14 protein-coding genes and 3 pseudogenes are annotated in these 14431 nt (G+C 67.5%); 6 read left to right on the top strand and 11 right to left on the bottom strand.

Going from position 1 to position 14431, the window contains the following annotated elements; all coding sequences use genetic code 11:
- Positions 1–229: 229 nt before the first annotated feature.
- Entirely contained in the window at positions 230–379 is a 150-nt protein-coding gene (locus ABZ642_RS41960; RefSeq protein ID WP_360495502.1) for a hypothetical protein, read from the top strand.
- Positions 380–450: 71 nt separating this feature from the next.
- Here the strand turns inward: ABZ642_RS41960 and ABZ642_RS41955 are convergent, their stop codons facing one another.
- The 3 genes and pseudogenes from ABZ642_RS41955 to ABZ642_RS41945 form a co-directional block, all read right to left on the bottom strand.
- The gene (locus ABZ642_RS41955) at positions 451–1044 is read right to left on the bottom strand and encodes a DinB family protein (RefSeq protein WP_360495499.1); all 594 of its coding nucleotides are present in this window, start codon (positions 1042–1044) and stop codon (positions 451–453) included.
- A 202-nt stretch (positions 1045–1246) separates the two neighbouring features.
- Positions 1247–1444 (bottom strand): hypothetical protein, encoded by a 198-nt coding sequence (locus tag ABZ642_RS41950; RefSeq protein WP_360495496.1) that lies wholly within the window; start codon positions 1442–1444, stop codon positions 1247–1249.
- A gap of 445 nt (positions 1445–1889) precedes the next feature.
- Positions 1890–2219: pseudogene (locus tag ABZ642_RS41945) on the bottom strand (transposase); the annotation flags it as partial.
- Between the two features lie 108 nt (positions 2220–2327).
- On the opposite strand from ABZ642_RS41945, the gene ABZ642_RS41940 reads away from it, so the two are divergent.
- Positions 2328–3142, top strand: a protein-coding gene (locus ABZ642_RS41940; protein WP_360495493.1) for an IS5 family transposase whose coding sequence is annotated in 2 segments (ribosomal slippage) — positions 2328–2660 and positions 2663–3142 — 813 coding nt in all. Because the reading frame shifts where the segments join, the coding sequence is not laid out codon by codon here.
- On the opposite strand, the gene ABZ642_RS41935 is transcribed toward ABZ642_RS41940, so the two are convergent.
- Both ABZ642_RS41935 and ABZ642_RS41930 read right to left on the bottom strand, forming a co-directional pair.
- Positions 3131–3580, bottom strand: coding sequence for a DUF5959 family protein (locus tag ABZ642_RS41935; RefSeq protein WP_360495490.1), 450 nt, complete (start codon positions 3578–3580; stop codon positions 3131–3133). The two genes, ABZ642_RS41940 and ABZ642_RS41935, sit on opposite strands and share 12 nt — an antisense overlap.
- Positions 3581–3672: 92 nt before the next feature.
- Positions 3673–4386 (bottom strand): hypothetical protein, encoded by a 714-nt coding sequence (locus tag ABZ642_RS41930; RefSeq protein ID WP_360495487.1) that lies wholly within the window; start codon positions 4384–4386, stop codon positions 3673–3675.
- Between the two features lie 219 nt (positions 4387–4605).
- On the opposite strand from ABZ642_RS41930, the gene ABZ642_RS41925 reads away from it, so the two are divergent.
- A complete protein-coding gene (locus ABZ642_RS41925) occupies positions 4606–5199 on the top strand; it encodes an HNH endonuclease family protein (protein WP_360495484.1) in 594 nt (197 codons plus the stop codon).
- A 181-nt stretch (positions 5200–5380) separates the two neighbouring features.
- On the opposite strand, the gene ABZ642_RS41920 is transcribed toward ABZ642_RS41925, so the two are convergent.
- Positions 5381–5890, bottom strand: coding sequence for a lamin tail domain-containing protein (locus ABZ642_RS41920; RefSeq protein WP_360495633.1), 510 nt, complete (start codon positions 5888–5890; stop codon positions 5381–5383).
- Positions 5891–6120: 230 nt separating this feature from the next.
- Entirely contained in the window at positions 6121–6450 is a 330-nt protein-coding gene (locus ABZ642_RS41915) for a hypothetical protein (RefSeq protein WP_360495481.1), read from the bottom strand.
- Between the two features lie 890 nt (positions 6451–7340).
- Between ABZ642_RS41915 and ABZ642_RS41910 the strand changes: the two are divergent.
- The 3 genes and pseudogenes from ABZ642_RS41910 (at position 7341) to ABZ642_RS41900 (ending at position 9744) form a co-directional block, all read left to right on the top strand.
- Positions 7341–8431 (top strand): annotated as a pseudogene (locus ABZ642_RS41910) (DUF6192 family protein).
- Positions 8432–8433: 2 nt separating this feature from the next.
- The gene (locus ABZ642_RS41905) at positions 8434–8847 is read left to right on the top strand and encodes a hypothetical protein (protein ID WP_360495478.1); all 414 of its coding nucleotides are present in this window, start codon (positions 8434–8436) and stop codon (positions 8845–8847) included.
- 33 nt (positions 8848–8880) lie between these two features.
- Positions 8881–9744, top strand: a pseudogene (locus ABZ642_RS41900) (IS5 family transposase).
- Here the strand turns inward: ABZ642_RS41900 and ABZ642_RS41895 are convergent.
- The 4 genes from ABZ642_RS41895 to ABZ642_RS41880 all read right to left on the bottom strand — a co-directional run bounded on the left by ABZ642_RS41895 (position 9735) and on the right by ABZ642_RS41880 (position 14303).
- Positions 9735–10391, bottom strand: coding sequence for a class I SAM-dependent methyltransferase (locus ABZ642_RS41895; RefSeq protein WP_360495474.1), 657 nt, complete (start codon positions 10389–10391; stop codon positions 9735–9737). The pseudogene ABZ642_RS41900 and the gene ABZ642_RS41895 sit on opposite strands and share 10 nt — an antisense overlap.
- A 142-nt stretch (positions 10392–10533) precedes the next feature.
- Positions 10534–10938 carry a hypothetical protein gene (locus ABZ642_RS41890; protein ID WP_360495471.1) on the bottom strand — a complete coding sequence of 135 codons (405 nt, stop codon included), beginning with the start codon at positions 10936–10938 and terminating at the stop codon, positions 10534–10536.
- Entirely contained in the window at positions 10935–12935 is a 2001-nt protein-coding gene (locus ABZ642_RS41885) for a hypothetical protein (protein ID WP_360495468.1), read from the bottom strand. The genes ABZ642_RS41890 and ABZ642_RS41885 overlap by 4 nt, the downstream gene beginning before the upstream one ends.
- 357 nt (positions 12936–13292) lie before the next feature.
- Complete coding sequence (locus ABZ642_RS41880) at positions 13293–14303, bottom strand: hypothetical protein (RefSeq protein WP_360495465.1); 1011 nt, start codon at positions 14301–14303, stop codon at positions 13293–13295.
- Between the last annotated feature and the right edge of the window lie 128 nt (positions 14304–14431).

The raw sequence follows: 14431 nt of genomic DNA, 5'->3' as shown, positions 1-14431 counted from the left end.
CCGGGAACACCCCAATGCTGTCCTGACAAGCCCCCTCACTGCCTTCAAAACTCGGTTCTGGCACAGATCTTGGGGAGCGGTCGCGGAGCGTGACTGGGGTGTTCGATTGCGAAGGCTCAGGTCGGCGTGAGACTGCGTACGCCCCGCCGCCCGACAGACAGGAGTGACGCTCCGTCAGGTCTGCGGAGTTCCCCACCGGAGCCTGCTGTGGCCGGTAACGGTGCTAGTCATGCAGGCCAACGCATCGTTCGGGGACTCGCTGGTGTTCGACGGAATCGACGACGTGGACGTCGAGGCGAACCGCATCAAGAAGATCAAGAGGCAGCTCTACGGACGAGCCGGATTCGAACTGCTCCGCAAGTTGATCCTGCTCCAGTGACACACCGAGCCCGCTCCGGGCCTGTGCCAGAGCCCGGAGACCTCGGCATAGCCACCTGGTACGTTCGGAGATTACGCATCTCGGTTAGCTTCCCGAGCTGCACGCTCCAGCCGGCTTCGGTAGTCCTCCCACCACGCCGAATCGCCCGGCGGCATGCTGGTGTTGCCCTCGTTCATCCCCACAGCGCCGTCGAGGAGTTCCCTGACAATGTCGGCGTGCCCGGCGTGTCGGTGCGTGTCTGCGATCACACGAACCACGGCATGGTGCAGCGTCACCTCGTCCCGGCCGCTCGGCCACCACGGCACCCTGCCGATAACGTCCAGCGCCAGCGCGTCGATCGTCGCATCCGCGTGCGCCCACACCCGGCGGTAGCGCGCGACGATGTGCTCGCGTGACTCGTCGGCGGTGGCCCACATGTGGGCATTGGGCTCGGTGCCCTCTCCGAACCAGGGCCCCGGTTCGCCGGACGGCCTGCCGAACGTGTCGCCCAGGTAGCCCATCTCGGCGCAGGTCACATGTTTGACCAGGCCCAGGAGGTTGGTGCCGGTCGGTGTCAGCGGGCGGCGTATGTCGTACTCCGAGAGCCCTTCGAGCTTCCACAGCAGGGCATCACGGGCGGACTGCAGGTAAAAGTGAAGGTCAGCCTTGGGATCCGATGCGGTCATAGGGTCAGTCTGCCGCTCGCGTGATCTCTGTCCACCGCCTTTTCCACCGCTCGCAGCCCACCAGATCATTCGACGCGGCAGGGCAGATCACTTGGGACAGGACCAAGGACTGACGGAGAGCGGACATTTCACGCTCCGCGACCGCTCCTCAAGATCTGTGCCAGAACCCACGACTCGTGAATAAAACCAACCCTTCTCAGCACTACGAGATGCGGCCCGCGATCTGTGGGAAGGCTGGCATCCCGAGATGAATCGCCGGGCTGCGGCGGGCGGCCTCGGCGTCGATCTGGGCGAGCTTGTCGCGGGCGCCGACCAGGCTGACCTGGAGGCCCTCGATCTCGCCGAGCCAGCCTTCGCGTTCGGCCTCGGCGATCCGGGCCTGTAGGTTGTCGCTGTACAAACCCCACCCCCGTCAGCGCCCGGTGCGCATCCTGCAGCAACCCCAACGCCCGCACGCCCGCCTCACCCTGGGCCACCAGAGCCCCGGCCAGCACCTCGTCAACCACCGGCAGCACGCTCGCGCCCGCCGGCGCCCCCGCCTCGTCGTTCACGGCAGCACCGTAGCCCGCCAGCCGCCGCCCTCGGCCGGCTATGGCCAATCCGCCATAACCACCTGTCTGCCTGCCGTGTCTCTGGGCGGGACTTTCGCATGTCCGTCTGAATCCGTCAGGACAGCGACGCTCTCCGTACAGCCGATCACCAGCGCCTGAATTCGTGCGTGGAAGTGTGTGAATTTGTGAACTCCATAGGGCGGTGCTTCACGTCCAAGCGCAGCGGACGACGCCGGTGGCGGCCAACTCCGCCCAAGGGGTGGCCGGTTCGCGCGCGGCAGCGTGCTGGCCCGTGTGGGCGGTGTCGAGGACGACGCGGGTGATGTCGATGAGGCCGGCGTCGAGGCGGTGCAGCACGGCTTCGTGGAGGCGGCCCCAGACGCCGGCTCTGGACCAGATCAGGAACCGGCGATGGGCGGTGGACTTCGATATCCCGAAGCAGGGCGGCAGTGCCCGCGAGGCACAGCCGCTGACCAGGACGTAGATGATGGCCGCGAACAGCGTCTCATCAGGCACGTTGGCAGTCCCGCCGCCCTGCGGCCGTGCTCGTTGCTCAGGAATCAGCGGCTCGGCGATCTCCCACAGGCCGTCCGGCACGATCCAGCTCCAGGTTCCCCGCCCCATACCGAGTCAACGTCCGCCTCACCACGTAGGACACGGTCTAAGAACTCCTAACGAAATGATCTTCGAGGTGGTTGGATCGCTCCGGGTGCGTTGATCAGGGGGTGTGAGGTGGCTCGGCCGAAGCCGTGGCATGTCGAGGACGAACTCTGGGCGGTGATCGAACCGCTGCTGCCGAAAGTCGAGCGTCGCACTCACCATCCCGGGCGGAAGCGGCATCCGGACCGGCTGGTGTTCCAGGGCATTCTGTTCGTGCTGCATACCGGGATTGCGTGGGAACACCTGCCGCAGGAGCTGGGCTTCGGTTCAGGCACGACGTGCTGGCGGCGCCTGGCCGAGTGGACCGAGGCTGGTGTGTGGCCTCGGCTCCACGAAACGCTCTTGGCCAAGCTCCGTAGCTCGGACGCCCTGGACTTCTCCCGGGCGGCGGTCGACGGCTCTCATATCCGGGCGTTAAAAGGGGCGCCAAGACAGGACGAAGCCCTGTCGACCGGGGCAGGACGGGCAGCAAGCACCACTTGATTACCGATGCCACCGGCATCCCGCTCGCCGTCACTCTGACCGGCGGCAACCGCAACGACGTCACCCAGCTCATCCCACCGCTCCAGACAGTGCCTTCCGTGCGGGGCAAGCGCGGCCGGCCTCGGCGTCGTCCCGACGTTGTGCTCGGTGACCGCGGCTACGACCATGACAAGTACCGTCACCTCGTCCGCGGGCTCGGCGTGAAGCCACTGATCGCGCGGCGTGGCACCGAACACGGTTCCGGACTTGGAACTCAACGCTGGGTTGTCGAGCGCACCTTCGCTCACCTGCACTGGTTCCGCCGCCTGCGGATCCGTTGGGAGATTCGCGACGACATTCACGAGGCCTTCCTCAGCCTTGGATGCTCCCTCATCTGCTGGCGGAAGCTCTGCTCACTCCGGTGACAAGTGGTCATCCCAAGCACGGAGTACGGCGCCGAGTAGGCGCCGGTGGGTCGCGATCCAGTCGGCCGGTAGGTCAATCGGCACCCGAACGGTCACCATGGAGGCGAGATCGTCTTCAACCACCACCTCAGGACAGTCACGCTCGCTGCTGAGATGGATGAAGATGGACGGTCCACGCTGGACGTGCAACCAGGCGATGTCCTCGCCGGCCTCAAGACGATCCAGGGCATCGCCCCACGAAGTCAGCCGTGACCGCCACAGCGAGAGATTCACGCGTCCGGCGACGAATGGCGTGTCAACGACGACCTCCGCGGCGAGCCCTCCAGCCACACCCTGCAGAGCGCCGAGCACCGTGATGCGAACGCTGTTGCCCTCGTCGTCACAGAACAGAGCCAGATTCAGCTGCGCTGCGGCCTCCAAGTTGCGTCCCATCAGCATGAAGCGATCTTGACGCACGTCCGGTCAGCTGACCAGTGACCCGGACCTGCGCCCACTCATTTCGTTAGGAGTTCTAAGTCGTTTGACGAGCGTCAGGCAGTCGGGGACTCCGATGACTGGTGCGGAACCGCCCCGTTGGCACTCGGCTCCGGAGTCACCTCGGTCGGCTTCAGGACGCCGCCCAGATCGGGGAGCTTCGCGGCGGAGAACTTGAGGATCAGCGCCGCCTGCAGATGGGCCCGGAGAGACAGATCGTCCACGTCCTCAAGGAGCTTGATCGCCTGACCAGCATCACGCTCGACCTTCATGTCCTGTCGGAGCGACTGGGTCTGCGACTCCATGTGCTTCAGCGCCAGGTCCGCACGCCGGTGGAAAAGGGTGCCGATGCCCGTCGTGAGGAACCCTGAAACGCTGGCAGTGATGGAGGCGTACTGTTCGCCGGTGCTCTCAGCCTTGAAGATCGCCATGCCTACACCGGCGATAAGGATGAGGCCGCCCAGGATCGAGCAGCTCAGGCTGACGCTGAAACTCCGGCGGGCCTGGATGAGTCCATAGGCGTAGTACTCGATCAGGAGCTTCGCGAAGCGAGTGTCGGCCTGATCCTCCGGATCCGGCCGACCAGGGGGGCCGTCCGATTTCTCTGGGGCCGTCTCGGGGGCGGGCGTCTCGCCAAGCACCTCTGCTTGGAGACGGCGGCGCTCCGCATCCACTTGTTTTCCCAGGCGTTTCTGCGCTGAGAAATGCTCAGTGAGCGAGCCGACGAAGGTAATAACGGCGCCGCTCATCAAGAGCCACAGGCTGTCCATCACACAACTGTGTCAAGCACGCTCGCGATACTCCAGGGATCGGTGCGGCCCATTCTCCTCTGACCGGTCACCCGTCACCACGCACGCGTGAGGGGCCCACAGCCGCCTGACGCCCCCTCGGAGGGCCAGGCGGCCGGCTCACTCAGCTCTCGTGTTCGGCCCGCCCTGGAGCCTGAGACCTGCGCTGGGCCCGGCGGTCACGTAGGAATCAGCCGTCAGATGGACTGGTCTGTCGGGGCCATCACGAACCACGCGAACCGTCTCGGGCTCTCCTTCGGCCGGGAGGCCACCAGGGCGACCGCTGACGCCCGTCAGGTCGATCTGACGGCCCGGCGTCAACGGATCCAGGAGCGCCTGCTGCACGCGCGCCGAGGTCCTCCTGGCCGAAGCCGTCACCGCCCCGAGATCGGCGCTAAGTGCGCACTGACCGGCGGCAGCTGGTACAGCCCGTATGACGACCACTACCTCGACAGCGCCAGTCAGCTGGATGTCGACCACCTGGTCCCGTTGGCCGAGGCCTGGGACTCCGGCGCCTCCGCCTGGACGCCGAAGGAACGCGAGGCCTACGCCAACGACCTCGACGACCCCCGCGCGCTGATCGCGGTCTCGGCAGCCTCGAACCGGTCGAAGGCCGACAAGGACCCCACCGAGTGGCTGCCTCCGTACGCCGGCTACTGGTACACGTACGTCACCGACTGGGTCGCCGACAAAACCCGCTACCAGCCGAGCATCGACCCCGCCGAACAGACCGCGCTCACCGAACAACTCGCCGCCTGTCCCGACCTGCCCATCACCGTCACCCTCGCCCATTAGGAGTGGCATGCGTCTGGCCCGTCACCACGGCGGAAAGCAGGTGACGGGCCAGCAGGAGAAGGCGGTACGCGACGGCAGTCGGTGCTGCGCCTGGGACATAGGCGCAGCACCAGGGAGAGGAGAGGAGAGGGAGTGCCGGGGCCGGGCCCGGGGTCACCGGCCCTGGGCACCAACGGGCGGATCAGCGGCGGCCGTCACCGCGGTGGTCCCGGTTCTCGCCGCGGTGGTCACGGTCATCGCGACGGTGGTGGCCCCAGGAGACCTCGTCGACGAACCGGCCGTGGTCGTTGCGCAGGGTCGCGGTGTCGGAGTCGTTGTTCCACACGTAGTTGCGACGGTCCTGATAGACGTCCGCGAAGCGGTCGCGGCCCTCACCGGTGTGGACCCGGACCGTGGAGCGTCCGTCCAGGCGGAAGTACCGGAAGGTGTAGGTGTGGCCGGCCTCGTCGGACAGCGTCCAGCCGTCCAGGTTCACCGCCCGGCGGGAGGTGTTGGTGACGTCCACCCATTCCTTGTTCAGTGACCAGTTGGCGCGGTCGTCGCGGCCCGGGGAGTCGTACTGCACGTCGCTGATCACCACCGCCCGGTCGTGCGGGCGGGCGGCGGGCTGACCGGCGGCCGCGGCAGGCAGCGCGAGCGCACCCACGGCAGCAGCAGCGACAGCAGCAGCGGTCAGACGACGGGCGGTCATAGATACGGAATGGTCCTGCTGCTGTGCGTCGATCCGCGCACCGGCCTGCGAGGCCTCGTTCACGACTTCGTTGACCAGCTTGCGCATGGCCTCCGGGGCCATCCGGTCTCCGCGGTGCTCCAGGATCCCCAGAAGCTTGCGTGCCCGCCCGGCCGCCTGCGAAGCCCGTTCGTCCTGCAGTTCGGCCCGTCGTGCAGCTGCCGCCTCCTGCTGCTGTTTCGCGTGAGCCTTCAGAAGAGCCTCAGCTGCGGCCAGGGTCTGGTTCTCGGTGTCGGTCCGGTTGCGATACCCGGCTGCCCGATGCGTTTGCGCAGTGTTCTGACGCGCACGAGATCCGAGGTGTTGATCGCCTTGGCCAGCTCGGAGAAGAGCCAGCGGCGCATGTGCGACTGTTTCTCCAGCCAGCGCTCCGCGTCCGAGACCGCGGCCGCCAGCTGGGCTTGGGTCTCTTCCCCCACGCCGGTCAGATCCGCGATGTCCCGGCAAATCTGGGTCACCACGAAGCCGGAGTCCGCCACGGAGTCCACCCTGATCGCGTCGGCCAGCTTCCGCAGCAGCATCTGCGCTCGCGCCCGTGGGTCCGGGGGCCTTCTTGACCGTGCCCACGCCCCATGGGGAAGCGGGCCGGGGACGGCGGGAACGCACGATCTGCTCCACTGCCGGCGTTGACAGGCCCCGCTCCGTCATCTCACATTCGTCCAGCGCGAACCACTCGGTGGGACGCGCGAACGCCTCGGTGCCGATACGGACGCGTCGGGCGGTGCCTTCGCTGTCCAGCCGGATGCGATGGACGTACCAGCGGTCGATCAGCGTGTCCCGGTCCACCGGCACCGACATCCCGAGCACCGGTTCGCGGCCGTCCTGGTCCCATGACGGCTTCACCGCCTGGTCCAGGTGTGCGCGCAGCCCACTGCGGGGGAACCGGATGTCCACGACCGAGCCGATCGGCACCCGTCCGGCTGAGTAGGTGTTTTTGATCCCTGGCCGTGAGGTGGGTACGGCTGGATGATCTGGGTCGTGAGGGCTGGCAGGATGGCTCGGCGGTATTGCCGGGAGTGCGGTGATCCGCTGCCGCAGACGATGGCGGCGGAGGCGGTGTTCTGCTCGGGTCGGTGCAGGTCACGGCAGTGGCGGAGGCTTCAGCGGACCCGGCAGCGGGTGGCCGCGATGCAGCGGGGAGAGCGGGCGGAGTGCCCGGTTTGTGCGCGGTCGTGGACGGTGGGGGTGGAGCGGTCGATGGCGGCGGTGTACTGCTCGGACCGTTGCCGGGTGCGGGCCTGTCGTCAACGGCGGGCGTCGCGGAACGGCGTTACGGAAACGCTGTAGCCGAACGCCTCGCGGGCTCCTCGAACACCCCAAGTTTTGCAGGGTAGTTCGGAGTCAGGCCCGTGCGCTTCGAGCGCCCCTGGCTCACGCCCTGCCCCGGCGTGTCGCGCTCGCGTCACGGTGGATGGTGACCGGGGCCGGCGCCTCTTTGACCGGTCACGTCGTGGTGGCCGGGCCGGACCTGGGCGAGGCGGTGGTCTTCATGACCGACGTGGCCAACCGGATCGGGAACGTCACCCGGCAGCGTTACGAACAGCTCGTCACCCGGGCGAAGGAACTGATCGCGCAGATCGCCCGCTCGCAGTTCGCCCTGGGCGACATGGCGCTGGAGATCGAGCCGATGAGGTCGGTGGGCGGGTCGATGCCGAACGGCACGGACGACCTGTTCACGGTGACGGAGTCGTTGCAGCTGTTCGCGGACGACATCGGGGTGGAGCGTCGGACGGTGGAGGACTGGCGCTACACCGCCAACCGCTGGCCCGAGGGGCGCCGCAAGGAGGGTGTGTCGTTCACCGTTCACCGTATCCTCGCGTCGGTCGCGGACGAGGACGAGCGGTGGGCCGCGATCGAGGACGTGCCGTTCAACCCACGCACCGGGGCTCGACAGTGGACGCCGGACGGAGCCAAGCGGGTCGTCGGCCAGAGGGTGGACAGGCCGGTCACGGTCGATGAGAAGGTCCAGGCCGTGGCCGACCTGACCCGGGACGACGAGGTCGCAGCCCAGGTCGCCACCGACCTGCTGATGCGGCCGGCGGTCACCGAGCACGTCACCCCGGCCGAGCGAGTGCGGGTTGTCACGGAGCTGACGAGGGACGACTCCGTCGCCCAGCAGGTGACCACCGACCTGCTGCGCCGCCCGGCCGTCGCCCGGACGGCCATGCGGGACGACACCACCCGGATGCTCGTCAACCGCGCCCAGTTCGACAACTCCCACGAGACGCGCGACCGGATCCGGGAACGCCCCCGGCCGTCCGCGCGATCGAGCACACCATCGAGTACCTCGACCTGGTCGGCTCCTGCCACGGCTTCGTAGCCACCCTCGGCCGCCTGGTCCCGCAGCTGCGGGGGTAAGAGTTCACCGAGGACGAGCGCGAGACCGTCCGCCGTCAGATCGGACGGGTCCGTGCGGCGGCGGACTGGCTCGAAGGGGCGCTCGACAACGACGAGTTCACCCTGGACGAGCAGCTGGTCCAGCTGCTCAAAGGCGAGGAGTAGCCGTGCCGCGGCGCCGGGAGGCTCGGCCGCTGGCCGAGTACTACGGCGACCTGGTCCGCGTCGCTCTGATGGAAGCACGCCCCGCCGGCCTGCACACCTACCAGCTCATGGCCGCCACCCGCCTGACCCGCTCGCAGGTCGGGCGCGGCATCCGGCATTTCCGCGACGTGGTCGCCGCGGAGAACCTGACGCCGATCACCTGGACCCGCCGGGACGGGTTCATGTTCTCCGACAACCCCGCGGACTGGATCGAGTACGACAAGCGCCAGTTCCGACAGATCCTCGGCCGACTCACCCGGGTGATCACGGGCACCCTCGATCCGCAGCTGGCCCGCTACCCCGACGACGAATGGACTCAGCTCGCCACTGCCCAGCTCACCGGGGTGCGCGCCACCCTCGCCCAGCTCTCCAAATAGCCTCCGCTGCCGATCACCTCTGCCGAGCTCGCCATGCCCGCTGCTTCGCGTCGCCGCCGCTACCCGTCCGACACCTCCGTCGCCGAATGGGCCCTTCTGGAACCCCTGCTGCCCGTCCCGGCCTGCCAGACGAAGACCGGCGGGCATCCGGAGAAGTGGCCCCGGCGGGAGATCGTCGATGGCATCCGCTACATCGTCGACAACGGCGCGAAGTGGCGAGCCCTGCCTGCGGATTTCCCCCCGTGGGAGACCGTTTACGGGTTCTTCTGGCGGTGGAACCGCGCCGGGGTAGTCACCTACATCCGTGATCAGCTTCGCCGGAGGATCCGTACCGGCAAGGGCCGCTGCCCGCACCCGGTGACGCTGATCGTGGACTCCCAGTCGGTCAAGGGAGCCTCCACCGTCGGCCGCGACAGCCGCGGCTACGACGCCGCCAAGAAAATCAACGGCCGCAAGCGACATATCACCGTGGACACGCTCGGCCTGCCCGTGATGATCACGGTGACGGCAGCCGACGTCCAGGACCGCGACGCGGCCCGCGACGTGTTCTGGCGGCTGCGTCTCACCCAGCCGCAGATCACCCAGGTCTGGGCCGACCGCGGCTACGCCGGCGACCTCGTGGACTGGGCCCGCGACCGCCTCTAGCTCACCCTGCGCATCGTCTCCCGGCCCAAAGGCGTCAAGGGCTTCGTCGTCCTGCCCCGGCGCTGGAAAGTCGAGCGCACGATCGGCTGGTGCATGAACGCCCGTCGCAACGCACGCGACTACGAACGCTTGCCCCAGCACTCCGAAGCACACCTGAACTGGGCGCTCATCACCATGATGACTCGGCGTCTCACCCGCAAGAGCCCCCGCACCGACACTTGGTCGAGGAAGCCACGGGCCACTCAGGGCTGATTCCATACAAGCGTATAGCGCCAGAACAACCGTCGTCGCAGCCGTGCGCCAGGGAGGACGTCTCTGGCTTCACGGACGATGTCGTCAAAGGTCATGTCCGCTGGGCGAGTAGGGGCCGTCATGGAGACGGGCCGCTGCGAGGGGCGGCCCTTGTTCTTCAGCCAGCCCATGGCAGCGTTGGCCGGAATGGCGACAGCACCGAGCAGGTGGTCCACGGGGGTCTGGGCGCGAGACAGGCCGACGATCACCAGTGTCCCTCCCGGAGCCAGATGACGGCGGAAACGGGTGAGCGCCAGGGTGAACGGCAGGTGGTGGATCGTGGCGACGCACGTGATGACGTCGTAAGGGCCGGCAGGAAGCTCGGCTATTGCATCCGCGACGGTGAAGGTGACGGGGAGCCCGGAAGGAGTCAGTTTCTGGGCCTGGGCTGTGATCACCGGATCGGAATCGACGGCCTGCACAGCATCGGCTCGCCCGGCCAAGAGCCTTGCAAGATCACCGCTGCCGGAACCGACATCCAGGGCGCGGTCGAAGCGCCTCGGCAACTGCCGCAGGATCCAGCGGTGGTAGTGGGCGTTGTGATCCCAGGGATAGGCGGCGTTGAACCGTTCAAGAGCCCGCAGGACACGAGGCGACAAGATCTTCATCGCCCCAGTCCATCAAGTCCCTGCGGCATGCACACCCTGTTCCGGAACAAAGATCACTCGCTCTCGGGCTGCCAGACGCAGTCCGAGGAGGGGAGTAGAAAAACACCTACTGAGGGAATCCGGGCACCGACATCGGCTGGCGTTACGCCCTACGCCAGCGGCGGTTATGCCGGGGTAGCCCGAGTCGCGCCTGGACGGTGCGCTCCAGCCAGTCGACGAACTCGTCGGGGGTGTCCGGCTGGAGAGGCAGTACCCAGTACTTCGCCCATTCCTCCCTCTTGGAGCGGGCCTCGGTCGTATGCCGACGCACCCGGGCGACTGCCGCTCCCCGACGCAGGGGACGGGTCGGCCGGGTCCGTCCGCAGTAGCAGGCCACCCCGTCAGCGTTGACGACGATGTACACGGCCCTCTGCTCGCGACCGCTGTCCTCCCCGAGTCCGAGGGGACAGCACCTGAACTCCTCCAGCCAGGCGCCGGCGAGACGCGCGAACGCGGCGTACCGGTCCGGCGTCATGGTGACGACACCGGACCATACGGGAGCGGTCACCGGTTACGCGGCTTGGGCTCGGAGATGAGGCGCAGGTCTTCGGCGATGTCCTCGATGTGGACGAACGACGCCTCGACCTCCGCCCACGCGAGCTGGTCCGTGGTGCCGTTCTCCTTGCGCAGGACGAGCAGGTCGCGCAGATACTCGACGGCGGTGCCGAGCTGCTTCTGAAACACCGTCAGCTGGTCGGCCTCCTGCTCGGCCTCGGTCTTCTTCTCCTTGCCCGTGTCCTTGGCCTTCCAGCCGTGCCGGACGGCCTTGCGCAGCTGCGCGTTGTAGGTCGAGCCCCGCCAGTCCTTTGGCTGATCGATGAGCTCTTCCCGTTCCGCGTCCCACCAGCGGGGGGTCTGGCCGGCGCGCACACGCTTGATCGCGTCCGCGAGGATCCGCCGCCCCTCCTCTTCGGCCAGGAGCCCCTTGACGATGTGGCCGACGCTCGTACGGGCGATCGTGGTGCCGGCGTCGGCCTCCGCCGAGCCGGCGGCAGCGAGGAGGTGGCCGCTCAACACCAGTGAGATCATTCCGAGGGCGCCGAGCAGGAGGGTGGCCTGGGTTTCTCCCATGTGCGCGTCGGCGAGGAGCTCGTCAACCTTCGTGTCCGTGTCGATGTTCTTGACGGACCAGGGGTTGTCGACGAGGTCCTGCCACAGGCAGCCCGTCTCCAGGGCGGTCCGCGGCGAGTTGGTGGTCTGGCTCGCGGAGTAGGAGCGTAGCCCGAGCTCGACGATCGGTCCGTTGCGGCGGCTGAGTACGAGGTTGCCCTCGGTCTGCAGCTTGCTGCGGACGAGCGCGTTGAACTTCCGGTTCGTGTGGGTCAGCTGCTGCATGACGAGGGCGAACCGCAGGTCGGGAAGGTCGGGGTTGAAGCCGAGGTTTTCCATCGATGCGGCGACGTCTCCGCGGCCGATCAGTGCGTCACGCGTGGGCCGGGCCTGCGTCTCGGGGCCCAGGAGCCCCTCGTCGTAAAGCCCGTTGATGATCTCCTCGGCCCGCACGGCGTTCTTCGCGCCGTCGTCGAAGACCTTGCCGCCGGTGTTCATGCGGAGGAGGAGAGAACGGACACCGGCGGGAAAGCGCTGCATCCCCCGCTCGGCGTTGTCGTCGCGGTAGCCGACGATGACCGTGACCGGGATGGTCAGGGCGTTGAGGGCCATCGCCCACTTGTTGCGGTCCCGGATGTCGGCCGTGGTGCCGGTGCGGGGCTCCTTGAGACGGCTGTACGCCGCCTTGATCAGCTTGCGGACCAGCTCCCGGCGGTGCTCGAGAGACATGCGCATCAGGTGCGAGGGCCGGAGAGCCACGGTCTTCTTGCTCGTAGAGCCGATCAGGGAGTCGTCCACCCATCCGCGCGGCACCGGCGGGATCCGGTGGTAGCAGAAGGCGAGACGGCAGTTGCCGTCGACGGCCGTGACGTCGTCGGCGGGCTCGCCCGTTTCGGACTTGAAGGTCACCGGCACCAGCATCAGGGGGCGTTCCACGAGCCGCTCCCCCACTTCCTGGGGGTTGTCGATCAGTACGCGCTTGGCGGACCGGTCGACGGACTCCTCGATGTCCTTGTAGTCATCGGGGTGGAACAGTACGGCGTGCTCGGGGTGGGGCTCGGGCATGGCCAGCGCCTTGCGCACCCCGGAGGCGTGCGGGTCGGCCGCGTAGGAGGCCTCGGCCAGCAGGCGGTCGTTCTCGATGGCGAGCGAGACCATGGGCGAGTAGGCCCGGTAGGAGATGGCCATCAGCCAACCGGTCTCGACCCGGTGCCGCTCGACGCGGATGCCGTTGAGCTCCTGGGGCTCGACGGCGCCCTGGACGAGACGGCGGATGCTGTCCGCGGAGAGGTGCACGTCGTCGTGGTTCTGCAGGTACTCCTCCGCGGGCAGTGTCGCGCTCGTGGGAGGAAGCCGTTGTTCGAAGGCGCCGTTGGAGTTGCGGAAGTCGGTGACGGGGATGACGTTGATCTCGTTGTCGTCCGGCTCGAGCTCCGGCGTCGTGGTGTCGCTCACGCGACCGCCCTTCTGGGGTACGGCCGCACACAAAAAAGTGGCGCGGCCTGCGGATTTACGCGAGGCAGCACCATTCGGAGCTACGCACCCTCGTCGCCGTCGGTGGACCGCGGTCCGTCCGGGGCATACTCGGCGTTGTGCTTGAGCCGTCGGCAATCCGATTGCCCGCACCAGGAATTCGGGGCGGGGAGACCGGGTCGTGCGTACGGGGACCGCAGTCCTGCACGCAGGCGTCGGGCCGCTGCAAGCAACGGCGTCTACGAACCACGGTAGTACGCCACCCGCCCCTACTGGAAATCGTTTCAGAAGTCCGTGGTGGGCGGCCTATTGCGTGACCGATCCCGCCGGTGCGCGCCCCTACAAGGGCGGGCTGGCCGAGAAGAAGCCGCCGATGCTTCGGGTCAGCCGGGTCGCCTCCGACAGCCCGTACCGGAAGGCGAGCAGCGTGTAGACCAGCAGGGGGAACATCACGAGGGCCAGGGACACGACCAGTGCCGCTGGCGCCCCCATGGGCGAGAGGGCGAGGAAGAAGACAGTCAAGGCCACCGCGGCGTAGATCGATGCGATCCCGAGACGGCGGCCGTCGAGACGGTCTGGTTCGAGCGGCGAATCCTGCGCGAGCTTGTCGGCTGGAAGTACGACCGCGAAGCGGCCGGCGGCGATGCCGTTCGCGGTGTGGGCCGCGAGTTCACCCAGTGCCCGGGCAGCGGATTCGCGGTCGCTGGCCAGTTGGTTCGCTGCCAGGGAGAAGGTGACGCTGACCCGGTCGAGATGCTTGATCAGTTCGCGGCGCAGTGTACGTCGGTTACCGAAGTCCGAAGCAGCGTGACGTGCCACTGTCCGCAGCGGCAATGCTAAGGCGGAGACCTGCTTGCTGAGTTTGATCGACTCCGTGTAAGGGGTGCCTGGGCGCGCAACTGCGGCGCTGGAGGCCAACAAGTCGAGCAACGGGTACAGCGGCTGCGAACAGCGTGCGATCGTCTCACCCTGCCACGCTCGCGCGACCCACATCATGGTCAGGGCGAGGACCACCAGGGCATCCCACTGCATCAAAGAGGTTGCTATGGGGGTATTTGCCATGGAGCAGTCCGAGGTCGGTGCCGGATTGAACATCCCCCCAGGTGTGCATTCGCCCTGGTAGAGCGCAGCGGCCAGCAACATGAACGCCGTCATGCCTGCTAAGAACTTGAGGGCGTCACGAGGAAACATCCAGCGTTGGTACGCCAGTGCTTCACGGACCGCGGCGCCGTGCAGTTCGACACCAAGTTCAGCGGCCGCAGCTTCCGCGGCTGTGGCCCGCTTGTGCACATACCGGTGGTGCAGGCGCAGCAGCGGATGCCACCACCCTGGTTGCCCTTGTGTACTCATGGATCCCCCCGAGAATCAGTTGTGGGGAAGCCTATGAGCGGCCGCCGACACCAGGTCGGGGTCGGTGCGCAGATGTGCCGCAGCTCTCACGGCATCCCGCGCCGCTCTGTATTCCCGTGCAGTGGTTC

Origin of the sequence: Streptomyces sp. NPDC007157, from assembly GCF_040634235.1 — a bacterium.
In the GTDB taxonomy this organism is placed as follows: domain Bacteria; phylum Actinomycetota; class Actinomycetes; order Streptomycetales; family Streptomycetaceae; genus Streptomyces.
The sequence above is the reverse complement of the archived record's forward strand: the minus strand, read 5'-3'. Positions and strand labels throughout refer to the sequence as shown.